The 23,560-nt window shown below is 66.3% G+C and carries 24 protein-coding genes; 14 read left to right on the top strand and 10 right to left on the bottom strand.

What is annotated here, in order from left to right; translation table 11 throughout:
• Positions 1-79 precede the first annotated feature (79 nt).
• Positions 80-514 (top strand): hypothetical protein, encoded by a 435-nt coding sequence (locus tag B2W22_RS26175; protein ID WP_175125868.1) that lies wholly within the window; start codon positions 80-82, stop codon positions 512-514.
• 45 nt (positions 515-559) lie between these two features.
• Here B2W22_RS26175 and B2W22_RS26170 read toward each other — a convergent pair whose 3' ends face one another.
• Complete coding sequence (locus B2W22_RS26170) at positions 560-946, bottom strand: hypothetical protein (protein WP_175125869.1); 387 nt, start codon at positions 944-946, stop codon at positions 560-562.
• A gap of 137 nt (positions 947-1,083) precedes the next feature.
• Complete coding sequence (locus B2W22_RS26165; protein WP_286940148.1) at positions 1,084-2,397, bottom strand: dicarboxylate/amino acid:cation symporter; 1,314 nt, start codon at positions 2,395-2,397, stop codon at positions 1,084-1,086.
• 271 nt (positions 2,398-2,668) lie between these two features.
• Between B2W22_RS26165 and B2W22_RS26160 the strand changes: the two genes are divergently transcribed.
• Together B2W22_RS26160 and fba are read left to right on the top strand one after the other, a co-directional pair.
• Positions 2,669-3,568 (top strand): SMP-30/gluconolactonase/LRE family protein, encoded by a 900-nt coding sequence (locus tag B2W22_RS26160; RefSeq protein ID WP_175125871.1) that lies wholly within the window; start codon positions 2,669-2,671, stop codon positions 3,566-3,568.
• A gap of 216 nt (positions 3,569-3,784) precedes the next feature.
• Positions 3,785-4,849 carry a class II fructose-bisphosphate aldolase gene (gene fba / locus B2W22_RS26155; protein ID WP_056326713.1) on the top strand — a complete coding sequence of 355 codons (1,065 nt, stop codon included), beginning with the start codon at positions 3,785-3,787 and terminating at the stop codon, positions 4,847-4,849.
• 105 nt (positions 4,850-4,954) lie between these two features.
• Here the strand turns inward: fba and B2W22_RS26150 are convergent, their stop codons facing one another.
• Entirely contained in the window at positions 4,955-5,407 is a 453-nt protein-coding gene (locus B2W22_RS26150) for a GFA family protein (RefSeq protein WP_239215972.1), read from the bottom strand.
• 243 nt (positions 5,408-5,650) lie between these two features.
• On the opposite strand from B2W22_RS26150, the gene B2W22_RS26145 reads away from it, so the two are divergent.
• The 6 genes from B2W22_RS26145 (at position 5,651) to B2W22_RS26120 (ending at position 10,351) form a co-directional block, all read left to right on the top strand.
• Positions 5,651-6,532, top strand: a complete 882-nt coding sequence (locus B2W22_RS26145) for a phosphoribosylaminoimidazolesuccinocarboxamide synthase (RefSeq protein ID WP_056570912.1) — start codon at positions 5,651-5,653, stop codon at positions 6,530-6,532.
• Positions 6,533-6,727: 195 nt separating this feature from the next.
• Positions 6,728-6,886 (top strand): DUF5993 family protein, encoded by a 159-nt coding sequence (locus B2W22_RS26140; RefSeq protein WP_175125874.1) that lies wholly within the window; start codon positions 6,728-6,730, stop codon positions 6,884-6,886.
• A gap of 10 nt (positions 6,887-6,896) precedes the next feature.
• Positions 6,897-7,469: a disulfide bond formation protein B gene (locus B2W22_RS26135; protein WP_286940144.1), complete on the top strand. Its 573-nt coding sequence runs from the start codon at positions 6,897-6,899 to the stop codon at positions 7,467-7,469.
• A 103-nt stretch (positions 7,470-7,572) separates the two neighbouring features.
• The gene (gene purE, locus B2W22_RS26130) at positions 7,573-8,094 is read left to right on the top strand and encodes a 5-(carboxyamino)imidazole ribonucleotide mutase (protein WP_056570908.1); all 522 of its coding nucleotides are present in this window, start codon (positions 7,573-7,575) and stop codon (positions 8,092-8,094) included.
• A 5-nt stretch (positions 8,095-8,099) separates the two neighbouring features.
• On the top strand, positions 8,100-9,290 hold the full coding sequence (locus B2W22_RS26125; protein ID WP_175125877.1) for a 5-(carboxyamino)imidazole ribonucleotide synthase: 1,191 nt from the start codon (positions 8,100-8,102) through the stop codon (positions 9,288-9,290).
• Between the two features lie 11 nt (positions 9,291-9,301).
• The gene (locus B2W22_RS26120) at positions 9,302-10,351 is read left to right on the top strand and encodes an L-threonylcarbamoyladenylate synthase (RefSeq protein ID WP_175125878.1); all 1,050 of its coding nucleotides are present in this window, start codon (positions 9,302-9,304) and stop codon (positions 10,349-10,351) included.
• A 12-nt stretch (positions 10,352-10,363) separates the two neighbouring features.
• On the opposite strand, the gene B2W22_RS26115 is transcribed toward B2W22_RS26120, so the two are convergent.
• Genes B2W22_RS26115 through B2W22_RS26100 form a run of 4 tightly spaced genes read right to left on the bottom strand, consistent with a single transcriptional unit; the run spans position 10,364 to position 13,602 of the window.
• On the bottom strand, positions 10,364-11,191 hold the full coding sequence (locus B2W22_RS26115; RefSeq protein ID WP_175186259.1) for an IclR family transcriptional regulator domain-containing protein: 828 nt from the start codon (positions 11,189-11,191) through the stop codon (positions 10,364-10,366).
• Positions 11,191-11,832, bottom strand: a complete 642-nt coding sequence (locus B2W22_RS26110; RefSeq protein ID WP_175125880.1) for a 3-oxoacid CoA-transferase subunit B — start codon at positions 11,830-11,832, stop codon at positions 11,191-11,193. Before B2W22_RS26110 ends, B2W22_RS26115 begins: the two co-directional genes overlap by 1 nt.
• Before the next feature lie 25 nt (positions 11,833-11,857).
• Positions 11,858-12,538, bottom strand: a complete 681-nt coding sequence (locus B2W22_RS26105; protein WP_175186261.1) for a 3-oxoacid CoA-transferase subunit A — start codon at positions 12,536-12,538, stop codon at positions 11,858-11,860.
• A gap of 44 nt (positions 12,539-12,582) precedes the next feature.
• Positions 12,583-13,602: a Bug family tripartite tricarboxylate transporter substrate binding protein gene (locus B2W22_RS26100; RefSeq protein WP_175186262.1), complete on the bottom strand. Its 1,020-nt coding sequence runs from the start codon at positions 13,600-13,602 to the stop codon at positions 12,583-12,585.
• Positions 13,603-13,955: 353 nt separating this feature from the next.
• Between B2W22_RS26100 and B2W22_RS26095 the strand changes: the two genes are divergently transcribed.
• The 5 genes from B2W22_RS26095 to B2W22_RS26075 all read left to right on the top strand — a co-directional run bounded on the left by B2W22_RS26095 (position 13,956) and on the right by B2W22_RS26075 (position 20,906).
• The gene (locus tag B2W22_RS26095; protein ID WP_056570894.1) at positions 13,956-14,978 is read left to right on the top strand and encodes an amino acid ABC transporter substrate-binding protein; all 1,023 of its coding nucleotides are present in this window, start codon (positions 13,956-13,958) and stop codon (positions 14,976-14,978) included.
• Positions 14,979-15,165: 187 nt separating this feature from the next.
• The gene (locus B2W22_RS26090) at positions 15,166-15,684 is read left to right on the top strand and encodes a sigma-70 family RNA polymerase sigma factor (protein ID WP_056570892.1); all 519 of its coding nucleotides are present in this window, start codon (positions 15,166-15,168) and stop codon (positions 15,682-15,684) included.
• Positions 15,681-16,643 carry a FecR domain-containing protein gene (locus tag B2W22_RS26085; protein WP_056570890.1) on the top strand — a complete coding sequence of 321 codons (963 nt, stop codon included), beginning with the start codon at positions 15,681-15,683 and terminating at the stop codon, positions 16,641-16,643. Before B2W22_RS26090 ends, B2W22_RS26085 begins: the two co-directional genes overlap by 4 nt.
• A gap of 97 nt (positions 16,644-16,740) precedes the next feature.
• On the top strand, positions 16,741-19,146 hold the full coding sequence (locus B2W22_RS26080; protein WP_175125884.1) for a TonB-dependent siderophore receptor: 2,406 nt from the start codon (positions 16,741-16,743) through the stop codon (positions 19,144-19,146).
• Positions 19,147-19,346: 200 nt separating this feature from the next.
• Positions 19,347-20,906: an acetolactate synthase large subunit gene (locus B2W22_RS26075; RefSeq protein WP_286940133.1), complete on the top strand. Its 1,560-nt coding sequence runs from the start codon at positions 19,347-19,349 to the stop codon at positions 20,904-20,906.
• A gap of 55 nt (positions 20,907-20,961) precedes the next feature.
• Here B2W22_RS26075 and B2W22_RS26070 read toward each other — a convergent pair whose 3' ends face one another.
• The 3 genes from B2W22_RS26070 to B2W22_RS26060 are packed head-to-tail and all read right to left on the bottom strand — an operon-like array spanning position 20,962 to position 23,532.
• Positions 20,962-21,672, bottom strand: coding sequence for an ABC transporter ATP-binding protein (locus tag B2W22_RS26070; protein ID WP_286940130.1), 711 nt, complete (start codon positions 21,670-21,672; stop codon positions 20,962-20,964).
• Positions 21,672-22,433, bottom strand: coding sequence for an ABC transporter ATP-binding protein (locus tag B2W22_RS26065; RefSeq protein ID WP_286940128.1), 762 nt, complete (start codon positions 22,431-22,433; stop codon positions 21,672-21,674). The genes B2W22_RS26070 and B2W22_RS26065 overlap by 1 nt, the downstream gene beginning before the upstream one ends.
• On the bottom strand, positions 22,426-23,532 hold the full coding sequence (locus B2W22_RS26060) for a branched-chain amino acid ABC transporter permease (protein ID WP_286940126.1): 1,107 nt from the start codon (positions 23,530-23,532) through the stop codon (positions 22,426-22,428). The genes B2W22_RS26065 and B2W22_RS26060 overlap by 8 nt, the downstream gene beginning before the upstream one ends.
• Between the last annotated feature and the right edge of the window lie 28 nt (positions 23,533-23,560).

Genomic DNA, 23,560 nt, shown 5'->3' with positions numbered 1-23,560 from the left:
TTAAATGGCTGAAAGGTCTCACGGCCTAGGGCAAGCCGCTGCCTTTTCCGGCTTGCCGTTTCAATTTACGGAGCCCCCGATGGCACGATTCAATTTCACCCAGGACCTCGAAGAACCCGATCTGTGGGCGGCGGAAAACGTCCCCGCCGGAGAGGGTCGGCCCCCCATTCACGTCATGATCCAGACCGACGGCGAAGAGCCCCTTGCCGGCGCCTCCAAGGTGGTCAAGGCCATCATTGACAACCTGGACGAACAGATTCTTGCCGCGGCCGAGTTCCTCCTCGACAACTATTCGTACGAGCACTACAAAAAGCTGGGCATCGAAGACGACCAGCTCCTGGCCGAAGAAACCGCCGAAGCCATGGCCGAAAAAGCCGTGCTGCGCGCGTTGTGGCTGTTCGACGAAGACGGCGATGGCTACGAACTGTGGTTCACGCTGCCCTGGGATCCGGTGCACACCTACGACGTGGAATTCGAAGACGGCGCGCCCGTGTCCTGCTCGGTTAATGACTGATACCGCGCGACTGATACCGCTGCCGGGACACCGGGAGGGGCAGGCTCAGCGCGCCAGTTCGTATTTGGTCGCCAGCGTCTGCCCCAGCGATTCGTCGTACTTGTAGCGCACCTTCAAGGCCTTGCCGCGCATAATGTTGCGCGCGGCCACGTTCTCCAGCACCACGTCGACGTCCTTGTTCACGAATTCGGCGCAGTCGGTGTCCGCTCGCTCGCCGTCCGGTATGTCGGCAGCCTTCACCTTCAGCTTGAACAGCACCTGTGTCAGTTCCGTGCCGTCGGTGCGGAATTGGCGGAAGGTGGTGGGAAACGTGGCAACGGTGCCGGCAAGGTCGCACGAAATGCGGGTCCAGCCATGCGCGGGGGGTACCGCCGCAAAAAGGCCGGCGGCAAGCGTGGCGGCAGCGGCCGCCCGGGTAGACAGAAGATTCATGGTGTGCGGGCCAGACGCGGCGACCATGCGCGCCGCGCCGGTACGTGGTCGAAATGGGCCTTTATGTTGCGCCCGGCCGCCCGCGCCGGTCAAGCGGGCGCCTCCCATGCAAAACGGGCCATTGCGGCCCGTTTTACTTATGCGTTCTGGCTGGCGGGCCGGCTGGGCGGCGCCTCGTTCGAAGCCTGCGCGGACGCGGCATCATCGGTGCCTTCTTCGCTGCCTTCTTCCTTGCCTTCCAGCTTGGCGATCACGGCCGTGGCCAGACTATTGCCGACTACGTTCGTGGCGGTGCGGCCCATGTCGAAGAACTGGTCAATGCCCATGATGAGCAGCAGGCCGGCTTCCGGCAAATGGAACATCGGCAGCGTCGCGGCCACGACGACCAGCGAGGCGCGCGCCACGCCGGCCATGCCCTTGCTGGTCACCATCAGCACCAGCAGCAGGGTCAGTTGCTGCGTGAAGCTCATCTCGATGTTGTAGGCCTGCGCGATGAACAGCACGGCGAACGACTGATACATCATCGAGCCGTCCAGGTTGAACGAATAGCCCAGCGGCAGCACGAAGCCCGAGATGCGCTTGGACACGCCAAACCGCGACAGCGCCTCAATTGTCTTCGGATAGGCCGATTCGCTGCTCGCGGTCGAGAACGCCAGCAAGGTCGGTTCCTTGATGAGCCCGCCCAGGCGGAACGTGGACTTGCCCAGGAACAGGTAGCCGACGCCGAACAGAATGGCCCACAGCAGCGCCAGACCCAGGTAGAACTCGCCGATCAGCTTGCCGTAACTGACCAGCACGCCCAGGCCTTCGGTCGTGATGGCGGCGGCCATGGCGGCGAACACGCCCAGCGGCGCAAAGCGCATCACATAGTCGGTCACGCGGAACATGATCTTGGCCAGTTCATCGATCATGTTGTAGATCGTGTTGTGGCCCTTGCCGCGGATGAACGACAGCGCCGCGCCGAAGAACAGCGAGAACACCAGGATCTGCAGGATCTCGTTGTTGGCCATCGCTTCGGCAATGCTCTTGGGGAACACGTGCGCGATGAACGCCTTCAGCGTGAAATCGCCCGTCTTCAGGCCCGAAGTCACGCCCGCGTCCGGAATCGCCAGGTTCATGTGCGCGCCGGGCTGGAAGATGTTGACCAGCGCCAGGCCCAGCAGCAGAGAAATCGCCGAGGCGGCGATAAACCAGATCATGGCGCGCATGCCGATGCGGCCCACCGCGCTGGCGTCGCTCATGCTGGCCAGGCCGGTCACCAGGGTGGCGAACACGAGCGGCGCGATGATCATCTTGATCATGCGCAGGAAGATGTCGGTGATCAGGCTGAAGTACGAGGCGATCTGCTTCGCCTCTTCCGGGGACTGCGCGAACTTGTTGCAGACATAGCCCACCACGATGCCCAGCACCATGGCGATGCCGATATAACGCGTCAGCTTCTTAGTGTTCATTTGAAAACGGGATAACGGGGAGCCGCCGCTTGGCCCAGAGGGCCAGGCCCGCCGGCATGAGGCGGGGCAGACGGTCCGGTGACGGACATGCCAGGGTCCAGGTGCTGCTCGGGTTAACCCTTGGGGCGCGATGTTAACGCCGTGAACCTGACAGCCAGTTGTCAGTTCGGGGACAGATCAGCCGTGCCAGAATGCCCCTTCCGGCCTCGTCAGGAAGGCCGGGCGCCACCTGGGAACCAGCCCCGCGCGGGGCGACAAAGGAGACAAAGCAATGCCGAATCGCGAATTGTCCGTACTGGCTTCCGGCTACACCTATCTGGAAGGGCTGCGCTGGCACGAAAACCGCCTGTGGGCCTCGGACTTCTACACGGGGCAGGTCATCACCGTGACGCTCCAGGGGGCGGTGGACCGCGTCTGTCTGGTCCCGCAGCAACCGTCGGGACTGGGTTGGCTGCCCGACGGCCGCCTGCTGATCTCGTCCATGAAAGACCGCAAGGTGCTGCGGCGCGAGGCGGACGGCACGTTGTCGGTGCATGCCGACCTGTCCGCGCTGACCGGCGGCCATATCAATGACATGGTGGTGGACGCGCAAGGCCGCGCCTACGTGGGCAATTTCGGATTCGACATCATGGCGGGCGAACCCGTGCGCACGACGACGCTGGTGCGCGTGGATCCGGACGGTGTGGCGCAGGTGGTGGCGGACGGCCTGTGCTTTCCCAACGGCTCGTTCATCACGCCCGACGGCAAGACCCTGATCGTCAACGAGACCTTCGCCAACCGCATTTCCGAGTTCGACATCGAGCCCAACGGCGTGCTGGGGCCGCGCCGCGACTGGGCCAATTTCGGCGAGCTGCCTGAAACCGACGACCTGACCGCCGTGATCGCGGCGTCCAAAATCGCGCCGGACGGCGGCGCGCTGGACGAAGAGGGCGCGTTGTGGGTGGGCGACGCCATCGGCAAGCGCATCGTGCGCGTTGAACGTGGTGGACGGATTCTCGAGCAGATCGACACCGGCGAATTCGGCATCTTCGCGGCCGCGCTGGGCGGACCGGACGGCAAGACGCTTTTCATGGCGGCCGCGCCGGATTTCGTGGAAGCCAACCGGCGCGCCAAGCCTCAGGCCCGCATCCTGATGACCCGGGTGGATGTGCCGCACGCGGGCAGGCCCTAGGCCACAAGCGGGGGAAAGCAGGGCAAGGGCGCCGCGGCCGTGGGCCGCATGGGCTGGGCCGCAAGGCGGATATCAGCCGGGCTAGGGCGTCCGGTTTCACCTGAATGGATAGGATACCGGCCGTTGCAAGACCTTTCTTCGATTCCCCCGTAAAATCACGCCATTCAGCAAGGCTTCAACCATCTCTCAATAGACAGTACCTAAGGAGGACCACTCATGGCCCTAGTCTCCATGCGCCAGTTGCTCGACCACGCCGCCGAGCACGGCTACGGCATTCCGGCTTTCAACGTCAACAACCTGGAACAGGTCCAGGCCATCATGGAAGCCGCGGCGGAGACCGACAGCCCGGTGATCATGCAGGCCTCGGCCGGCGCGCGCAAATACGCGGGCGAAGGCTTCCTGAAGTACCTGATCCAGGCCGCCGTTGAGTCCTACCCGCACATCCCCGTGGTCATGCACCAGGATCACGGCCAATCGCCCAAGATCTGCCAGGGCGCCATCGACCTGGGCTTCTCCAGCGTCATGATGGACGGCTCGCTGAAAGAAGACGGCAAGACCATCGCCGACTACGACTACAACGTCGAAGTCACCAAGAAGGTCGTGGACATCGCGCACAAGCTGGGCGTGACCGTCGAAGGCGAACTCGGCTGCCTGGGTTCCCTGGAAACCATGGAAGGCGACAAGGAAGACGGCCACGGCGCCGACGGCAAGCTGACCATGGATCAGCTGCTGACCGACCCGGAACAAGCCGCAGACTTCGTGCGCCGCACGCAACTGGACGCCCTGGCAATCGCCATCGGCACCAGCCACGGCGCCTACAAGTTCACGCGCAAGCCCACCGGCGACATCCTGTCGATCTCCCGCATCAAGGAAATCCACGCCCGCCTGCCCAACACCCACCTGGTGATGCACGGCAGCTCCAGCGTGCCGCAGGAACTGCTGGCCGAGATCCGTGAATTCGGCGGCAACATGAAGGAAACCTACGGCGTGCCCGTCGAGGAAATCCAGGAAGCCATCAAGTACGGCGTGCGCAAGATCAATATCGACACCGATATCCGTCTGGCCATGACCGGCGCGATCCGCCGCTTCTTCGCCGAGAACCCTGAAAAGTTCGACCCGCGCGAATATCTCAAGCCCGCCCGCGCCGCCGCCAAGGCGATCTGTGTCGCTCGCTACACGGAATTCGGCACCGCCGGCAACGCCAGCAAGATCAAGCCGCTGCCGCTGACCGAAATCGCCGCGCAGTACGCCTCGGGCAAGCTGTCGCAAGTGGTGCAATAAGGTCCACGCCCATGCCGCCTTCTTGCGAAGGCGGCGCAGGCAGAAAAAGAGCTGGTCCTCGCGGGCCAGCTCTTTTTGTTTTTGCGGCCATGACGGACGCGCGTCCTACGCCGGCGAATTCTTCCCGAAGCTCGGCACCGACCGATCCACGTGATGCCATGACGGCGCCGAGTCCGTCCACAGGCTTGCTTTGGAATGAAACGCCTCGGGGTCATCCAGCGACCCTGCGCGCACGACTTCGTAGCCCATGCCTTCCGAATTGCCGAACAGCGGCGTGCCACACGCCGCACAGAAGCTGCGCATGACGGTGTGGCCGGAGTCGCCCTGGTAGCGGTGCTCCTTGGGTTGTCCGCGCAGCAGCGTGACGGCGCCCGCGGGAAAGATCAGGGCGTGGGCCGGCGCGCCGCCGCTGGAGTACTGGCAGTCGCGGCAGTGACAGGTGGCGGCGGTGATGGGCTCGTCGGTGAGGGCGTAGCGGATGGCGCCGCACTGGCAGCCGCCTGTCATGTGGACCTGCGCGTCGGCGTGGGGCATGCGTTTGGGGGAAGCATCCTGCATACGGCTTTGTCTCCGGGCGGTGTTGCGCCGTGACGCTCGGGGCGGCCGGCGCGAATCATGGATGGGAAAGAAAGCCTACCCCGCGCCCGGAGCGGCGGCAAGACGAACTTATTTGCAGTAATCTATGCGCTTTGCGGAAGCTGCCGTCCGGCGCCGCCTCCGCCTGGTGCCCGATTTCGTTTCCCTTCCCGCCCTGGCGTCCGCCCGCGGCGGGAATGTTCATTTTTGCCATAGGCCATTCCCGTGACTTCTGCTTTGCATGAATCCAGCATCAAGTCCCTGCCGCTGCTGGGACGCGGCAAGGTGCGCGATATGTACGCGGTCGGCGACGACAAGTTGCTGATCGTCGCGTCGGATCGCATCTCCGCATTTGACGTGATCCTTGACGACCCCATTCCCGGCAAGGGACAGGTGCTGACCGAACTGACCGAATTCTGGTTGCAGAAGCTCGCGCACATCCTGCCCAACCACTCGACCGGCGTGAAGCCCGAAGACGTGGTGGCGCCCGACGAAGTGGATCAGGTGCGCGGCCGCGCCGTGGTGGTCAAGCGTCTGAAGCCCATCCTGGTGGAAGCGGTTGCCCGCGGCTACCTGATCGGTTCGGGCTGGAAGGACTACCAGGCGACCGGCGCGGTTTGCGGCATCAAGCTGCCGGCCGGCCTGCAGCAGGCCAGCAAGCTGCCCGAGCCCATCTTCACGCCCGCCGCCAAGGCCGAGTTCGGCATGCACGACGAGAACGTGGACTTCGCGCACGTGGTCAAGGAAGTCGGCCAGGAAATGGCCGAGCGCATCCGCGACGTAACGCTCAAGTTGTACGCCGAAGCCGCCGCCTTTGCCGCCACCAAGGGCATCATCATCGCCGACACCAAGTTCGAGTTCGGCCTGGACGACAACGGCACGCTGCACCTGATGGACGAAGTGCTGACGCCCGATTCGTCGCGCTTCTGGCCCGCCGACGGCTACCGCGTCGGCATCAGCCCCCCGTCGTTCGACAAGCAGTTCGTGCGCGACTGGCTCGAGACGCAAACGTGGGACAAGACCCCGCCCGCGCCGCGCCTGCCGCAGGAAGTGCTGGAAAAGACGGCCGCGAAGTACCGCGAAGCCCTGGACCGCCTGATCGCCTGATCGCCTGATCGCGTCCACACCAAAAAAGCCGCTCGTCGTCCGAGCGGTTTTTTTTCGCCGGCAGGCCTTGACGTGGCGCCGCAGGCTGACGCAACCCCTCGGGCAAACCCGCATTTTCAGCGCGAAATTATTTCGGATTGTTACGCTATACTCGACCGCTGCTTGATACGGGATTTCCGAGAAAAGGAGCGCCGCATGGTGATGATGCTGCCCTTTGTGACTGGGACGCTGGCAGTATGGTTTGGGCTCGTGGGCCGGCGCCGTCCGTGCGTTACCTTCTGGCTGCTGACCCTGGCCATCTTCGCCGCCTGGTGCAAATACCACATGACCAGTCCGCTGGCGATGTCCCTGTGAAGCGGCAGCGATGATCTTTTCCAGCAATCCGGCGCGCGGCTCGCGCATCCTCAATGCCCTGGCGCTGCTCGGGGTCACCGGCATCCTCTGCATCGCCTTCGCCTGGCAATTCGCCTACGACGAATTGCCGTGCCCGCTATGCCTGCTGCAGCGCGTGGCGCTGATCCTTGCGGGTGTGGGTTTCCTCTTGAACCTGCGGCTGGGCCCGTCGCCGATGCACTATGCGATGAGCATTGCCGGTGCGCTGGCCGGCATGCTGACCGCGGGACGCCAGGTCCTGCTGCACATCGCCCCGGGCGACGCGGGCTACGGCACCCCCTTTCTGGGCGTGCACTTCTATACCTGGGCGTTCGTTGCCTTCACGGCGATCATCGTGTTCTGCGTCGTCATGCTGTGCGTGGACCGCAAGTGGGGCGACAGCATGCTCAAAAAGCCCGTCTCGATGCTGGGCATGGTGGTCATGGCCCTGTTTTTCATCGTCGCCCTGGCCAATGCCGGCAGCACCACGCTGCAGTGCGGTTTCGGGCCGTGCCCGGACGATCCGGTCAGCTACCTTTGGCTGAAAAGCGCCACGTTGCCGTAGCAGTCTTCAGCGCCGGGTAAAATAGCGGGTTTCGCGGGCCGGTCCCGCGGTCCCCCGACATTTCGCGGCGCGTGCGCCGTGTCTCAACTACTAGACACCGGTTATGACAGACCAGACTTCCGCAGCGGCGCAAGCCTCCCCCGTGGTGGGCGTGATTATGGGATCTTCCAGCGATTGGGAGGTCATGAAGCACGCGGTGACGATGCTGGAGGATTTCGGCGTGGCCTACGAGGCGCGCGTCATCTCCGCGCACCGCATGCCGCAGGACATGGCCGAGTACGGCGCCGCGGCGCACCAGCGCGGCTTGCGCGGCATCATCGCCGGCGCCGGCGGCGCGGCGCACCTGCCGGGCATGATGGCTGCCCTGACCGAAGTGCCGGTGTTCGGCGTGCCGGTCCCCTCCAAATACCTGCGCGGCGAAGACTCGCTGCTGTCCATTGTGCAGATGCCCAAGGGCGTGCCGGTGGCCACCTTTGCCATCGGCGAAGCCGGCGCCGCCAACGCCGCGCTGCACGTGATCGCCACGCTGGCGGGCACCGATGCCGGCTTGCACGCAAAGCTCGTGGCGTTCCGCGCCCGCCAGACGCAGGCCGCGCGCGACATGAAGGTTCCGCCCGAGGCCTGATCCGAATGACTCAATCGACTCCTTTCCTCATCGCGCCCGGCGGCTGGCTGGGCATGCTGGGCGGCGGCCAACTGGGCCGCATGTTCTGTCACGCCGCGCAAAGCCTGGGCTACAAGGTCGCGGTGCTGGACCCGGCCGCAGAATGCCCGGCCGGCATGGTGGCCGACCTGCACATCCAGGCCGCCTATGACGATGAGGCCGGCCTGGCCCGCCTGGCGCAGACGTGCCAGGCCGTCACCACCGAATTCGAAAACGTTCCCGCAGACAGCCTGCGCGCGCTGGCGACCCAGTGCCGCGTGAGCCCGGCGGGGGATGCGGTCGCCATCGTGCAGGACCGCATCGCTGAAAAGACCTTCATCGCCGCGCAAGGCATCCCGGTCGCGCCGCACGCCGCCATCCGCAGCGAAGCCGATCTGAACGCCGCATCGGACGCGCTGTTCCCCGGCATCCTCAAGGTCGCGCGTCTGGGATACGACGGCAAAGGCCAAGCTCGCATCAACACGCGCGAAGAGGCGATTGCCGCTTTCGCGGAATTCGGCGGTGTGGCTTGCGTGCTGGAAGCGCTGATGCCGCTGGATTACGAAATCTCGGTCGTGCTGGCGCGCGGCTTTGATGGTGCCAGCGTGGTGTTTCCCGTGGCGCGCAACGTGCATGTCGACGGCATCCTCGCCGTGTCCACCGCGGCGCCCGTGCAGCAGGACGCGGCCCACGCCGAACGCCAGGCCCGCGCCACCGAAGCCGCGCAGGCCATCGCGCAGGGGCTGGGCTATCACGGCGTGCTGTGCGTGGAATTCTTCGTGCTCAAGGACGGCAGTCTGATCGTCAACGAGATCGCGCCGCGTCCGCACAACAGCGGCCACTACACGATCGACGCCTGCGTCACCAGCCAGTTCGAGCAGCAGGCGCGCGCCATGGCCGGCCTGCCTCTGGGCGGCACCGACCTGCTGGCGCCCGCCGTCATGCTGAACATCCTGGGCGACATCTGGTACGCCGGCGCAACGGGTGACGCCCAACGCGAGCCCGATTGGGCGGCCGCGCTGGCCGTGCCCTCGGCCAAGCTGCACCTGTACGGCAAGCGCGAGGCGCGCCGTGGCCGCAAGATGGGCCACATCACGATCGTGGCATCCACCTTGCAGCAGGCCCGCGACGACGCTGCCCGCGTGGCCGCCGCGCTGGGCATGCAGGCGCCCGAGTAAACGGCAAACCGATGTCCTCATCTCCGTCCGCCTCCGCCAGCGCCGCGGAAATCGCCCACGCCGCCCAGCGCATGCTGGACGGCGAACTGGCCGCCTTTCCGACCGAGACCGTCTACGGCCTGGGCGCGGACGCTGAAAACCCGCAGGCCGTCGCCAAGATCTACGCGGCCAAGGGCCGGCCCTCGAACCATCCCGTCATCGTGCATATTGCGCCTCACGGCGACGTGGCGTATTGGGCGGCGAATGTGCCGCCTGAAGCGCAACTGTTGATCGACGCGTTCTGGCCGGGTCCGCTGACCTTGATCCTGAAGCGCGCGCCGCACATCGTCGACACGGTGAGCGGCGGGCAGGACAGCATCGGCATCCGTTGTCCGTCGCATCCGGTGGCGCAGGCGCTGCTGGCGGCGTTTGCGGCAGGCAAGCCGAACGGGCAGGGCGGGGTGGCGGCGCCATCGGCCAACAAGTTCGGCCAGGTGTCGCCCACCCGCGCCGAGCACGTCCGTAACGAGTTCCCCGACGAAGTCGCGGCCGGCATGCCCGTGCTGGAAGGCGGCGCGTCGGACGTTGGCATCGAATCCACCATTCTCGACCTGTCGCGCCTGGATCGCGGCGCGGGGCCCGTGCTGCTGCGGCCCGGCCACATCAGCGCCGCGCAGATCGAGGCCGTGCTGGGCGTGCAGGTCTTTGCGCCCGACGCCGCGGCGCCGCGCGCGTCCGGCACGTTGAAGGCCCATTACGCGCCGCGCACGCCGCTGGAACTGGCCAACGAGGCCCGCATGAACGATGTGCTGGCCGGACGCAATCTGCCCGAAGGCCGCGTGGTGCTGGTGGCCTACGGCCCGCAACCCGCCGCAGCCGATCCCCGCGTGCAGTGGCAACCGGTATCCGCGGACCCGGCGCGCTATGCGCAGGCGCTGTACGGCCTGCTGCGCGATCTGGATGGTCAGGGCTATGCGCGCATCATCGTGCAGGCGCCGCCCGCCACCGATGACTGGCACGCGGTCAACGACCGCATCGGCCGCGCCGCCGCGGCCTTCACGCTGGACACCACCGGCCTGTGACCTGCCGGCCGCTCACGCGGCCAGGAATTCCCCGATCCGTTCCACGGCCTGCCGCAAGGGCGGCAGGAAGTCTTCCTGCAGGCGGCTGAGCGGCACGCGCGCCGCCTTCACGCTGACATTCACCGCCCCGCAGGCCTTGCCGCTGGCCGATCGCACGGCCACCGAGATCGCGCGCACATTCAATTCCAGTTCCTGGTCGACCACCGCATAGCCCTGCTCGCGGATGCGCGCCAGTTCCGCGCGCAACTTTGCCTCGGTGGTCAGCGTGAACTCGGTATAGGGCTGCAGGTCGGTCGCCGCGAAGTACCGCGCCAGCGCAGGCTCCGGCAGTTCCGCCAGCAGTACGCGCCCGATCGACGTGCAATACGCGGGCAGGCGGCTTCCCAACCCCATCGACGTGGCCAGCAGACGGTTCACCTCGGACCGCGCGAGGTAAAGCATTTCGTGGCCTTCCATGATGGCGAGCGCGCAGGTCTCGTTCACGGTCGCGCTCAATTCTTCCAGCACCGGCTGCGCCAGCGAAACGAACGGCGTGGACGAAAAGTACGCGTAGCCCAGCCCCAGAATGCGCGGCGTCAGCACGTAGAGCCTGCCGTGCTGCTCGGCCATGCCCAAGAGGATCAGCGTGTGCAGGCAGCGTTGCACGACGGCGCGCGGCAGGCCGGCGCGCCGGCTCAGTTCGGCCGCGGTCTGCGGATGGCGGCGCGTGCCGAAGGCGCGGATGACGTGCAGGCCGCGCGCCAGCGTCAGCATATAGTCCGGATCGCCGCGCAACTGGTCCGGATGGTCTTCGGCCGTGGGCGGCGCGGCGTAGCCGGGAGCGGGCAGGTTGGGCAGCATCAGGCTGCGCGCAGGGGCGCGCCGGTGCGCGTCTGCAGTTCGGTTAGCGTCATGCCGTCGATCATATCCCGGACCACCAGGCCGTCTGGCGTGACGTCGATGACCGCGAGGTCCGTGTAGATGCGGTCCACCACGCCCGCGCCGGTCAGCGGATAGGTGCAGCGCTCGACGATCTTGGGATCACCGTTCTTGCTGTTGTGCTCCATCATGATGAACACGCTGCGCGCGCCCACGGCCAGATCCATCGCGCCGCCGACGGCCGGCGCTTCGCCGGGCTTGTTCAGCGACCAGTTCGCCAGATCGCCGTTGGCCGCAACCTGCATGCCGCCCATCACGCAGATGTCCAGATGGCCGCCGCGCATCATCGCGAACGAGTCCGCGTGATGGAAATACGAGCCGCCGGTCAGCAGGGTCACCGGTTGCTTGCCGGCGTTGATGAGGTCCAGGTTGATGTCGGCCTCGGCCGGGGGCGGCCCCATGCCGAGGATGCCGTTCTCGCTGTGCAGCACGATCTCTCGGCCCTCGGGTAGATGGGCGGCCACCAGCACCGGCATGCCGATGCCGAGGTTCACGTAGCTGCCGTCGGGAATGTCCAAGGCCAGGCGGCGCGCCATGGCTTCGCGGGTCAGGGGATGAAACATGCGGACTCCTTCAAGCGGAATGGCGTCAACTGGAAAAGGCGGCGTTAGGCACTTCGGTCACGCGCTTGACGAAGATGCCCGGCGTCACCACGGCCTCGGGCGGCAGTTCGCCCAATTCAGCCTTGGCGCGCACCTGCACGATGGTCGTCTTGGCGGCCATGCACATGATGGGGCCGAAGTTGCGCGCGCTCATGTTGTAGGTCAGGTTGCCCCAGCGGTCGCCGCGGTCGGCCTTGACCAGCGCAAAGTCGCCATGCAGCGGCTCCTCGAACACGTGGCCGCGGCCGTTGATGATGCGGGTCTCCTTGCCGCGCGCAAGCTCGGTGCCGTAGGCGGTGGGCGTGAAGAAGCCGCCCAGTCCCGCGCCGGCCGCGCGCAAGCGTTCGGCGATGGTGCCTTGCGGCACGCATTCGAGCTCGATGCGGCCTTGCCGGTAGAGTTCGTCGAAGACCCAGGAGTGCGAAGCCTTCGGAAACGAGCAGATCACCTTGCGTACGCGTCCGGCTTTGACCAGCGCGGCCAGGCCCGTCTCGCGGTTGCCGGCGTTGTTGCTGACCACGGTGAGTTCGCGCGCGCCTTGGTCGATGAGGGCGTGGATCAGTTCGGTGGGCATGCCGGCGCCGCCGAAGCCGCTGATGAGCACGATGGCGCCGTCATGCACATCCGCAACGGCGGCTTCCGGCGTGTCGATGAACTTGTCGATCATTGGGGGGACTCCGATGAGGCGGGCGCCGAGGCGCCCGGCCCCGCTCAGTTCACGGTGATGTTGGCCTGCTTGATGATCTCGGCGTAGCGTGCCGAGTCCTTCTTCATCAAATCGGCAAACTCCGCCGGCGTGCCGCCCACCGGCAGAAAGCCCGCATCCACGAACTTCTGGCGCACGTCCGGCTCCTTGACGATCTCGCTGATCTCGCGCGCCATGCGTTCGATGATCGGCTTGGGCGTGTTGGCCGGCGCCATCAGGCCGGCCCACGAGCCGGTGACAAAGCCCGGCATGCCGGCTTCTTCCATGGTGGGAATGTCCGGTTCCGTGGGCCAGCGTTCCTTGCCCGTGAACGCCAGCGCCTTCAGGCGGTTCTGCTTCACGTATTGCATCGGCACCAGCACGGGATCGAACACCATGCTTACGCGGTTGCCGAGGATGTCGGTCAGGATCGGCGCGCTGCCCTTGTACGCCACGTGCGTCATCGTGATCTTGTTCTGCAGCGCAAAGTCGGCGCCGGTCAGGTGCGCGCTGGAGCCGTTGCCGCTGGATGCGTAGGTGAGCTTGTCCGGATTCTTGCGGGCATACGCGACCAGCTCCGCCACGGTCTTGACGGGAAGCTCGTTCGCCACGAACAGGAACAGCGGCAGGTCCGCCATCTGCACAACGGGCGTCAGGTCCGCGGGCGTGTAACCCAGCTTGTAGAGATGGAAGTTGATGATGTAGGCCGGCAGCATCGACAGGAACGTATAGCCGTCGGGTTCCGCCTTGGCGGCTAGCGCCGACCCCAGGCTGCTGTTTGCGCCGGGGCGATTCTCGACAACGATGGTCTGGTTCAGCCGCGGTCCCAGCTTTTCCATCACGATGCGCGTCACGATGTCGGTGGAACCGCCCGGCGTGTACGGCACGATGATCTTGATCGGCTTGCTGGGCCAGTTATCGGCCGCGTGGGCGGTGCCGGTGGCCACGCCGGCCGCCGCCAGCGCGGCGAACAGCACGTGTTTGATAACGCGGCGGCGGTCAGTGGCCGCCGGGTGATGAGGCTGCGACTTGCATGCATGTGCCATGGACTTGTCTCCTCCATGAATCGGCCGATTGCCGCTGCGCGTCCGGGTTTTTATGTGACGCGACGGCTTTTAAGGGTCTGCGGCTTTGCCGGCTATCGGACAAAGACGCAAAAAAAGTATGGCACGGGGAAATCGGCACGACGGCGCATGTCCCCGCCAAAAAAGTTCGATCACCGGACAAGGGGTTCGCGTTCACCGGTGCGCCATTTTTACGGGTTTTCACTAGGGATCGGCGCGTTGTTCACGCTGTGGACATGCCTTAATCTGGCGGCCGGTCCGGTAAGGCAGGACCTGGTTTCAACTGTCCCCGGCTACAAGCCCAGGGCGGTCATCTATCTCAGGAGAAGCAGAACATGAAGCGGAAATTGATGGTTGCGGCCGGCGCGATTGCCCTGGCCTGCGCGTCCCAGGCGGCGATGGCCGGTCCCACGCTGGACGCGGTGAAAAAGAAGGGATTCGTGCAATGCGGCCTGACGGACGGCGTCTCCGGATTCTCCGCGACGAACAGCAAGGGCGAATGGGAAGGCATGGACGTGGACATCTGCCGCGCGGTGGCGGCGGCGGTGTTCGGCGATGCCTCGAAGTTCAAGGGCACCGCGCTGTCCACCCAGCAACGCTTCACCGCGCTGCAATCGGGCGAGGTCGACGTGCTGCTGCGCACCGTGACGCTGACCCAGACGCGCGACACGTCGCTGGGCCTGTCCGCAGTTGCCGCCAGTTTCTATGACGGCCAGGGCATCCTGGTGAGCAAGAAACTGGGCGTCAAGAGCGCCAAGGAACTGAACGGCGCCACGGTCTGCGTGCAGCCGGGCACCACCACCGAACTGAACTTGGCCGACTGGTTCCGCGCCAACAACATCGAGTTCAAGCCGGTCGTGATCGACAAGGTGACCGAAGTCGTGCGCGCCTTTGAATCCGGCCGCTGCGACGCCTTCACCGACGACGCCTCGCAACTGGCCGCCGTGCGCGCCACGCAGGTCGCCAATCCCAACGACTACGAGATTCTGCCGGAACGCTTCTCGAAGGAGCCGCTGGGCCCCATGGTGCGCCAGGGCGACGAGAACTGGCTGGGCATCGTGCGCTGGACGCTGTTCGCGCTGCTGGAAGCCGAGGAATACGGCATCACGCAGAAGAACGTGGACGACATGCTCAAGAGCAAGAACCCCAACGTGCTGCGCATCCTGGGCGTGACGCCGGGCGCCGGCAAGAACATGGGCCTGGATGAGAAGTGGGCCTACAACGCCATTAAGGCGGTCGGCAACTACAGCGAGGTGTTCGAGCGCAATGTGGGCAAGGACAGCAAGCTGGGCCTGCAACGCGGCACGAACGCGCTGTGGAACCAGGGCGGCGCGATGTATCCGTGGCCGATCCGTTGATGGGTAATCACCCATAGCGGACGGACAAACCCGTCGGATGTGATCGTGCAAGGCCTCCTTCGGGAGGCCTTGCTGTTTCCGGGTGCGACCCGAACGGGAACGAGGCGTGCCTCGGAAAGGGGACGCCTTGGCACGTCTGCGATAGAATGCGAGCGATTCCCATTTGCAGATAACCGCCCGCCGCGCCATGCTTCCGCCTTCCACGCTTACCTCGGACCATCCTCTGCTGGCCCGGATCTACACCGAAGACAGGCCATGGCTGCTGGGTCGCCTTTACACCCGGCTGCGCAACCTCGAAGACGCCGAAGACGTCGCGGGCGACACGTTCGTGCAGCTCATCCAGACGCCGCGTCTCGCCTCCGTGCGCGAGCCGCGCGCGCTCATCATCACCATCGCCAAACGCCTGGTCTGGAAACTGTGGCGCCGCCGCGAGCTGGAAGCCGCGTGGCTGGAAAGCCTGTTTCATCAGGGCGAGCAGTTTGCGCCGTCGCCGCAGGAACAGCTTGCCATCCTGCAGACGCTGCAGCAGGTGGACCAGATGCTCGACGGCCTGTCTGCGAAGGCGCGCGCCGCGTTCCTGTACAGCCAGCTCGACGGCCTGACGCACAAGGAAATCGCCGCCGCGCTGGGCGTGTCGGTGAGCATGGTGCGCCAGTACATCTCGCAGGCGCTGCAGCGCTGCTACGCGCTGGCGGATGCGCAATGAGCCGCGAGCAAACCGTGGCCGAGGCCGGGGACCGCGCGATCGGCTTCTGGGTCAAGCTGACCTCGGGCGAGGCGACGGACGCCGATCACGCCGCCTGTGCCGCCTGGCGCGCGGCTGACCCGGCCCACGAACATGCCTGGGCGCGGCTGCAGCAGGGCCTGAGCCAGTCGGTGGGACGGCTGGAATCGGTCATGAAGAACGAGCATCACGCGCTGCGGCGCACGCTGGTGCGTCCGGCGCGCCGCCGCGTGCTGCTCAACGCGGCCGCCTTGGCCGGCGCCGCCGCGGCCGGCGGCTGGGTGGCCAACCGCATTTCCCCGCTGGGCAATCTGACGGCCGATCTGGGCACCGCCACGGGGGAACGCCGGACCTACACGCTGCCGGACGGCAGCCTGCTGACCCTGGATGCGCGCAGCCGGGTGGACTTGGACTTCACGGCGGACGCGCGCAGCGTGCGGCTGCTGGAGGGCGCGTTGGTGGTGCAGCCGCGCACCGGCCTTACGGCGATGTTTGCGGTGCACACGGCGCACGGGCAGGTCCGCAGCGCGGGCGCGGGCTGCATGGTGCGGCTGGAAGAGGAAGCCAGCCTGGCCGTGGCGTTGCAGAGCAGCGTCGAAGTGCTTCCGCGCGATGCGTCGCCGCTGACGCTGGCGATGGGGCAGGGCGCGCGTTTTGGCGCCGCCTGGGCGGACCGCCCGCAAGCGATGGAAGACGCCGCGTCGTGGCGCGAGGGATGGCTGAAGGTGCGCGACCAGCCGCTGGGCGAGATTGCCGCGGCGCTGGCCAGCTACCGCACGGGCGTGCTGCGCGTCAGCCCGCAGGCCGCCCGCCTGGCGGTGTCCGGTCTCTATCCGCTGGACGACACCGACCGCGCGCTGAGCGCGCTGGAACACACGCTGCCGATCACGGTCAGCCGCTATACGCGCTGGCTCACTTTGATCGACGTCCGTCCGGCCTGACCGGTTTTTTTCACTTTTTTTCGCACGAGGACTGTCACTTTTCCGATCTCGCGGCACATACCCAGATATCACTGTGCGCAACGTATCGGAGAGCTTCATGCGCGTTTTGCCTGTTCCCCATGTCCTGAGTATCGCCGTGGTCCTGGCGGCGTCCAGCCTTGGCCAGCCCGTCCAGGCCCAGCCGCGGGCGCCCATCGCGTTCGATCTGCCCGCTGGCAGCCTGGACGCAACGCTGACCGAGATTGCGAGGTTGAGCCGGACCGTCGTTTCCTACGATCCGCAGCTCGTGCGCGGCCTGAATGCCCCCGCGGTGCGGGGCGTATACACCACGGACGCTGCGCTGCGCGCCGCCCTGGCGGGCAGCGGACTCGAATCCACACAGGCCGCGGACGGCACGCTGACCCTGCGGCGTGCGCCGCCTCAGACCCCCACGCTCGCACCGGTCACGGTGTCCGGTAATTTGCCGCCCGTGGATACCAGTGACACCTACGTCGTGCAGGTGACGAACAGCGCCACGCGCCTGAACCTGTCGCAGCGCGAGACGCCGCAATCGGTAACGGTGGTGACGCGCCAGCGCATGGATGACCAGTCCATGCGGAACCTGGACGACGTGTTGCAGGCGACCACCGGCATTTCGGTGGTTCAGAGCGGTTCGGAGCGCTCGACCTACCAGGCGCGTGGCCAACAGATCGACAACCTGCAAATCGACGGCGTGCCGGTCAACATCACCAACCCGTATTCGTTCGACGCCATCAACAAACCCACCACCGAGATCTATGACCGGGTCGAGGTCGTGCGCGGCGCCACGGGCCTGCTGGAAGGGGCCGGCAACCCGGCGGCCGCCATCAACCTGGTGCGCAAGCGGCCCGGCTACGAGACGACGGGGGTCATGACGGTGTCGGCGGGATCGTGGGACGACTACCGCACCATGCTCGACGTGTCCTCGCCTTTGAACGACGCCAAGACGCTGCGCGGACGCGCCGTGATGGCTTACACCAATTCAGGCGACTTCCAGCAACATGCGGGCAAGGAGAACACGCTCTTCTACGGCATCCTGGAGGCCGACATCACGCCCGCCACCACGGTGACGGCGGGCCTGACCTACCAGAAGGACCGCAACCAGGGCTATGACTGGTCCGGCCTGCCGACGCGGACCGACGGTTCGTTCTACCCGATGTCGCGCAAGACGAGCCTGGTCGGCGACTGGAACTACGTGAACAAGCGCAACACCAACCTGTTCGCCGACATCAGGCATGAATTCGACAACGGCTGGAAGTTCACCCTGGCCGGGAACTGGCTGTCCGCCAAGTCGGACTTCCTGGGAAATTACACGCAGCGCACCACCGGCGACCTTTTCACACTGAACCCGCGCCTCTTCCATTTCAACGATACGCAGTGGGGCGTGGACGCGTATGCATCGGGCCCGTTCCAATTGCTGGGCCGCCAGCATGAGCTGGTGGTGGGCGCCTCCACGCGCAAGGACGACTTCGACTATCACGGTGGGCGCGACGCCAGCTATCGCTACGTGGTCGACATGAACGACCTGAGCGCCTTCGATCCGCCCGTGCCGACCGGGCTGGACGTGGACATGTGGCAGTACAACATCACGCAGAAGCAGCAAGGGATTTACACCGCCGGCCGCTTCAGCCTGACCGACAGCACGACCTTCCTCGTCGGTGCGCGCATGAGCTGGTTCGAATTCGACCGCTTTGCGCAGACCACCGTGCGCACAGGAAGCCGCTATGAGCAGCGCGGCAAGGTCACGCCGTACGCTGGTGTGGTGCAGGACCTGAACGAGAACCTGTCGGCGTACGCCAGCTATACCGAAATCTTCAAGCCGCAGGAAAACATTGGCGTCGACGGCAGCGTGCTGCCGCCGATGACGGGGCAGAACTACGAGATTGGTCTGAAGGGCGAGTTCATGGACCGCCGGGTGAACGCCGCGCTGGCGCTGTTCCAGACGGACCAGAAGGGCCGGGCCGACCGGATCTACGACATGGACCTGTGCCCGCCGGGCGTCCTTTCGTGCTTTCGCGCTGCCGAGAAGGTGCGCAACCGGGGCGTGGACTTCGAGATCAACGGCGCCATCACGCCGGCCTGGAATGTCAGCCTGGGCTACACGTACACGCAGTCCAAATATGCGCAGGGTCCGCTCGCCGGCCAGACATTTGCCAGCACCTTTCCGCGTCACCTGCTGAAGGTGTCCACCGACTACCGACTGCCGGACCAATGGAACAAGCTGCGCGTGGGCGGCTCGGTCTATGCGCAGAGCGGCATCTTCAACACCGGCACGACGGGTGGAGTCGACTACAGGATTTCGCAGGGCGCCTACACGCTGGTCGGCCTGCATGCGGTCTACGACGTCAACAAGAACCTGGCGGTGCAGTTCAATGTGGACAATCTCTTCGACCGGAATTACTACCAGTCGGTGGGCAACACCGACTACTTCAATTACTTCGGCCAGCCGCGCACTTTCCGCCTCGCGCTGCGCGCCACGTTCTGACGGCATGCGAACCGGGGGCGACCGTCTGCTTCCCGGGCGCCGCCCTGTTATGTTCCGCCAGGCGGAACACTGCCCGGAATGGTTCCATGCGCGCAAGCGGAAATGGCACTATCGCGAATCCGCCAGGCTCCCTATGATGTCCGTTGCGCGGGTGGCCTTGCCACCCGCTACTGCCATTGATAACTACCAGGGAAACAACGATGAACGGCGCCGATAGCCTTTGCGACACCTTGCTTGCCAATGATGTGGACGTTTGCTTTGCAAATCCGGGCACATCCGAGATGCACTTTGTGGCGGCCCTGGATCGCAAGCCCAAGATGCGCTGCGTGCTGGGCCTGTTCGAAGGCGTGGTGACGGGCGCGGCCGACGGCTACGCGCGCATGGCCGACAAGCCGGCAGCCACGCTGCTGCACCTGGGCCCGGGCCTGGGCAATGGCCTTGCCAATCTGCACAACGCCAAGCGTGCGCGCACGCCGATGGTCAACATCGTGGGCGACCACGCCACCTATCACGTGCAGTACGACGCGCCGCTGACCAGCGACGTGGAAGGCGTGGCGCGGCCGATGTCGCACTGGGTCAAGCGCACGATGACGGCATCGGCCTTGTCCGCGGACGCCGCCGAGGCCGTGGCCGTGGCGCGCCGTTCGCCGGGCAACATCGCCACGCTGATCCTGCCGGCCGACACGGCCTGGACCGAGCTGCCCGATAACGCGCCCGCGCCCATCGTGGCCAAGGACGAGCCGTTGGCGCAGACCACCGCCGACGCCGTTCGCGCCGCCGCCGCCGCCATCCGTTCGGGCGAAGTCACCGTGCTGATGCTGGGTGGCGCCGCGCTGCGCGAGCGCGCCCTGAACGCCGCCGGCCGGATTGCGCGGGCCACCGGGGTGCGCCTGGTGTCGGAAACGTCGAACCGCCGCATCGAGCGCGGCGGCTCGCGCACCCCCGTGGACCGCCTGCCGTATCCGATCGACATGGCCGTGGCCAAGCTGAAGGACGTGAAGCATCTGGTGCTGGCGGGCGCAAAATCGCCGGTTGGCTTTTTTGCCTACCCCGGCAAGCCCAGCCTGCTGGCCCCGCAGGACAGCAACCAGCTCGTGCTGGCCACCGCCGACCAGGACCTGCCGCACGCGCTGGAATGGCTGGCCGACGAACTGGGCATCGCCGCCGACGCGCCGCGGCTGGTGGCGCCCGCGCCCAGCTACGAAGTGCCTGCGTCCGGCAAGCTGACCGGCGCCGCGGTCAACATCCTGGTCGCGCACCACCTGCCCGAGCAGGCCATCGTCTGCGACGAGTCCATCACGCAGGGCCGCGAATTTCCGCTCTACAGCGTCAACAGCGCGCCGCACGACTGGCTGATGCTGACCGGCGGCGCCATCGGCATCGGCCTGCCGATGGCGACGGGCGCGGCAGTGGCGTGCCCCGATCGCAAGGTCGTGACCCTGCAGGCGGACGGCAGCGGCATGTACACCTTGCAGGCCTTGTGGACGCAGGCGCGCGAGAATCTGGATTGCCTGACCATCATCCTGGCCAACCGTTCCTACGCCACGCTGCACGGCGAGATGAAGAACGTGGGCGTGCAGGAACCGGGCCGCAACGCGCGCCGCATGCTGGACCTGCAGGATCCGCATCTGGAATGGACGCATCTGGCGCGCGGCATGGGCGTTGAAGCGGTCAGCGTGGATACGGTCGAAGGCTTTGCGCGCGCGCTGGCCGAAGGCTTGAAGCGCCGCGGCCCGTTCCTGATCGAAGCGGTGATCTGACGATTGCCGCATTGGCGCGGGCGCTTGGCGAACAGTCTTCGCACGCGCCCCGCTGCTACACCCCCAGATAGCGCGTCAACTGCTCCGGCTGCCGGGCCAGCGACGCGCTATCGCCATCCTGCACGATCAATCCCTTCTCCATGACCAGACACCGATCGGTGTGTTCCAGCACCGCGCGGTAGTTGCGGTCCACGATCAGCGTGGACATGCCGGTCGCGCGGATGTCGCGGATGATGCGCCAGATCTCCGCCACGATCAGCGGCGCAAGGCCTTCGGTGGCCTCGTCCAGGATCAAGAGGTCGGGATTGGTCATCAACGCCCGGCCGATGGCCAGCATCTGCTGCTCGCCGCCCGACAACTGCTGGCCGCCGTGGCCCAGGCGCTCGCGCAGGCGCGGAAACGTGTCCAGCACGCGCGCATACGTCCAGTCCTGGCCGGCGCGCTTGCCCGGCCATGCGGCGACCTGCAGGTTCTCGCGCACGTTCAGGTTGGGAAAGATGCCGCGCCCTTCGGGCACGTAGGCCACACCCATGCGAGCAATCGCGTGCGGCTGCGCGTGCGTGCAGTCGCTGCCCCGCACCCGCACGTTGCCCTGCGCGCTTTTCACATGGCCCATCAGGCTGCGGATGAGCGTTGTCTTGCCCATGCCATTGCGGCCCACCAGACCCACGGATTCGCCCGGTGCGATGTGCATGTCCACGCCTCGCAGCACATGGCTGGCGCCGTAGTAGACGTGCAGGCCGCCGGCTTCGATCAGCGTGTGCATCAATGCGCTCCTTGTCCGTCTTCGCCCAGGTAAGCGGTGCGCACCTCGGGATTGGCGCGGATCTGCGGCGGCGCGCCGCTTGCGATCGCGCTGCCGTTGACCATCACGGTGATGGTTTCGGCGATGCGGAACACGGCGTCCATGTCGTGTTCGACCAGCAGGATCGCGTGGCCGGCCTTCAGCGTCTGCAGCAGGTCCAGGATGCGGTCGGTTTCCTCGGGACCCATCCCCGCCAACGGTTCGTCCAACAGCAGCACCTGCGGTTCGCCCGCGAGGCACATCGCGATCTCCAACTGGCGCTTGCGGCCGTGGGCCAGCAGACCGGCGGGTTGCATCGCGTCGCCCGTCAGGCCCGTGCGGTCCAGCGCCTCGCCGGCCAGGTCGGCGCTGCGACGGCAGCTCGCGGCGTCGCGCCACCAGTGCCAGAAGCGCTGCCGGCTGGCCTGCGCCGCAAGCCGGCAGTTCTCGAACACGCTGAGTTCCGGAAAGATCGTGGATCGCTGGTAGCTGCGGCCCAGCCCGGCGCGTGCACGCTCGGGTTGCGGCCAGGCGGTGATGTCGCGGCCCGCCAGCGTGACTTGCCCGCTGCTGGCCGCCAGTTCGCCCGACAGGATGTTGATGAGCGTGGACTTGCCCGCCCCATTGGTGCCGATGACGGCGTGCACCTGACCGCGCTGCAATTGCAGCGACACGCCGTTGACCGCAGTGAGACCGCCGAAACGGCGCGTGACCGCGGTGGCGGCAAGCAGGACATCAGACATGGCGTTCTCCCTGAATCGGCAGGCGGGGGGCGGGCGTCTTGGATGGCGCGCGTGACGGCGTGATGGCGTCCCGGCTGGGGTCGCTTCGGGTGTCCTTGCCTGCGCCCTTTCCGGCATCCGCCAAGCGCGCCTGCCGCCGCTCGCGCCATTGCGCCGGCAACCCTGCCAGCCCGTTCGGCAGCAACGCCACCAGCGCAATGATCGCGATGCCCAGCGGCAGATGCCAGTGGCGCGCGTAGTCGCCAAACAACTCCTGCGACTGGAACAGTTCCTGCAGCAGCACCATCGTCACCGTGCCCAGCACCGCGCCGCCCAGACTGCCCATGCCGCCCAGGATGACCATCAGCAGCACCAAGCCGGATTGTTCCCACGCCAGCAGTTCGGGCGTGACGAAGCCGTCCTTCAACGCAAACAGAAAGCCCGCCAGCGCTGCGAGCGTGGCGCCGATGACGTACGCGGCCAGCTTGTACGGATAGGTCGAATAGCCCGCCGCGCGCATGCGCTGTTCGTTGATGCGAATGCCGGCCAGCGCCGCGCCGAAGGGCGAGCGCCGCAGCAGCGCCAGAAACCCCCACGCCAGCGCCAGGCACGCCAGGACGAAGAAGTAGAACGTGCTGCCATTGCTTAAATCGAACGGCATCCAGCCGCCCAGCGAGAGTTCGGGCCGGAAGTACAGATAGATGCCGTCGCTGCCGCCGCCGATCTTGGTGTCGTGGAAGACGTAGTAGGCCATCTGCGAGAAGGCCAGCGTGACCATGATGAAGTACACGCCGCGCGTGCGCAGCGCGAGCGCGCCGGTGACCAGCGCATAGGCGGCGGCTGCGAGCAGGGCGGCTGGCAGCAGCCACCACAGCCCGGCCGCTTCAGACTCCGGCGACAGCAGCGCCGCCACGTACGCGCCGATGCCGAAGAACGCGGCGTGTCCCAGGCTGACCAGCCCGGCGCCGCCGACCAGCAGTTGCAGGCTCAGCGCGAAGATCGCGTAGATCATGATCTTCACCGCAAGGCCGGTGTAGTAATCACTGCCGCTGAACGAAAAGGCGGCCAGCGCCAGCAGCGCGGCGAAGGGTAGAAGTCGGTTGAGCAGAGGCGTGCGCATGCGAGAGGGTCCTTTTGATGTCGACAGG

The organism is Achromobacter sp. UBA4530 (genome assembly GCF_002388205.1).
Classification (GTDB): domain Bacteria; phylum Pseudomonadota; class Gammaproteobacteria; order Burkholderiales; family Burkholderiaceae_B; genus Achromobacter; species Achromobacter animicus.
The sequence above is the reverse complement of the archived record's forward strand: the minus strand, read 5'-3'. Positions and strand labels throughout refer to the sequence as shown.

Bases quoted from the DNA above. Each gene is read 5' to 3' on its own strand.
- B2W22_RS26175 (WP_175125868.1), top strand. From the start codon at position 80: ATGGCACGATTCAATTTCACCCAGGACCTCGAAGAACCCGATCTGTGG.
- B2W22_RS26170 (WP_175125869.1), bottom strand. From the start codon at position 946: ATGAATCTTCTGTCTACCCGGGCGGCCGCTGCCGCCACGCTTGCCGCC.
- B2W22_RS26165 (WP_286940148.1), bottom strand. From the start codon at position 2,397: ATGAACACTAAGAAGCTGACGCGTTATATCGGCATCGCCATGGTGCTG.
- B2W22_RS26160 (WP_175125871.1), top strand. From the start codon at position 2,669: ATGCCGAATCGCGAATTGTCCGTACTGGCTTCCGGCTACACCTATCTG.
- fba (WP_056326713.1), top strand. From the start codon at position 3,785: ATGGCCCTAGTCTCCATGCGCCAGTTGCTCGACCACGCCGCCGAGCAC.
- B2W22_RS26150 (WP_239215972.1), bottom strand. From the start codon at position 5,407: ATGCAGGATGCTTCCCCCAAACGCATGCCCCACGCCGACGCGCAGGTC.
- B2W22_RS26140 (WP_175125874.1), top strand. From the start codon at position 6,728: ATGGTGATGATGCTGCCCTTTGTGACTGGGACGCTGGCAGTATGGTTT.
- B2W22_RS26135 (WP_286940144.1), top strand. From the start codon at position 6,897: ATGATCTTTTCCAGCAATCCGGCGCGCGGCTCGCGCATCCTCAATGCC.
- purE (WP_056570908.1), top strand. From the start codon at position 7,573: ATGACAGACCAGACTTCCGCAGCGGCGCAAGCCTCCCCCGTGGTGGGC.
- B2W22_RS26125 (WP_175125877.1), top strand. From the start codon at position 8,100: ATGACTCAATCGACTCCTTTCCTCATCGCGCCCGGCGGCTGGCTGGGC.
- B2W22_RS26120 (WP_175125878.1), top strand. From the start codon at position 9,302: ATGTCCTCATCTCCGTCCGCCTCCGCCAGCGCCGCGGAAATCGCCCAC.
- B2W22_RS26115 (WP_175186259.1), bottom strand. From the start codon at position 11,191: ATGCTGCCCAACCTGCCCGCTCCCGGCTACGCCGCGCCGCCCACGGCC.
- B2W22_RS26110 (WP_175125880.1), bottom strand. From the start codon at position 11,832: ATGTTTCATCCCCTGACCCGCGAAGCCATGGCGCGCCGCCTGGCCTTG.
- B2W22_RS26105 (WP_175186261.1), bottom strand. From the start codon at position 12,538: ATGATCGACAAGTTCATCGACACGCCGGAAGCCGCCGTTGCGGATGTG.
- B2W22_RS26100 (WP_175186262.1), bottom strand. From the start codon at position 13,602: ATGGCACATGCATGCAAGTCGCAGCCTCATCACCCGGCGGCCACTGAC.
- B2W22_RS26095 (WP_056570894.1), top strand. From the start codon at position 13,956: ATGAAGCGGAAATTGATGGTTGCGGCCGGCGCGATTGCCCTGGCCTGC.
- B2W22_RS26090 (WP_056570892.1), top strand. From the start codon at position 15,166: ATGCTTCCGCCTTCCACGCTTACCTCGGACCATCCTCTGCTGGCCCGG.
- B2W22_RS26085 (WP_056570890.1), top strand. From the start codon at position 15,681: ATGAGCCGCGAGCAAACCGTGGCCGAGGCCGGGGACCGCGCGATCGGC.
- B2W22_RS26080 (WP_175125884.1), top strand. From the start codon at position 16,741: ATGCGCGTTTTGCCTGTTCCCCATGTCCTGAGTATCGCCGTGGTCCTG.
- B2W22_RS26075 (WP_286940133.1), top strand. From the start codon at position 19,347: ATGAACGGCGCCGATAGCCTTTGCGACACCTTGCTTGCCAATGATGTG.
- B2W22_RS26070 (WP_286940130.1), bottom strand. From the start codon at position 21,672: ATGCACACGCTGATCGAAGCCGGCGGCCTGCACGTCTACTACGGCGCC.
- B2W22_RS26065 (WP_286940128.1), bottom strand. From the start codon at position 22,433: ATGTCTGATGTCCTGCTTGCCGCCACCGCGGTCACGCGCCGTTTCGGC.
- B2W22_RS26060 (WP_286940126.1), bottom strand. From the start codon at position 23,532: ATGCGCACGCCTCTGCTCAACCGACTTCTACCCTTCGCCGCGCTGCTG.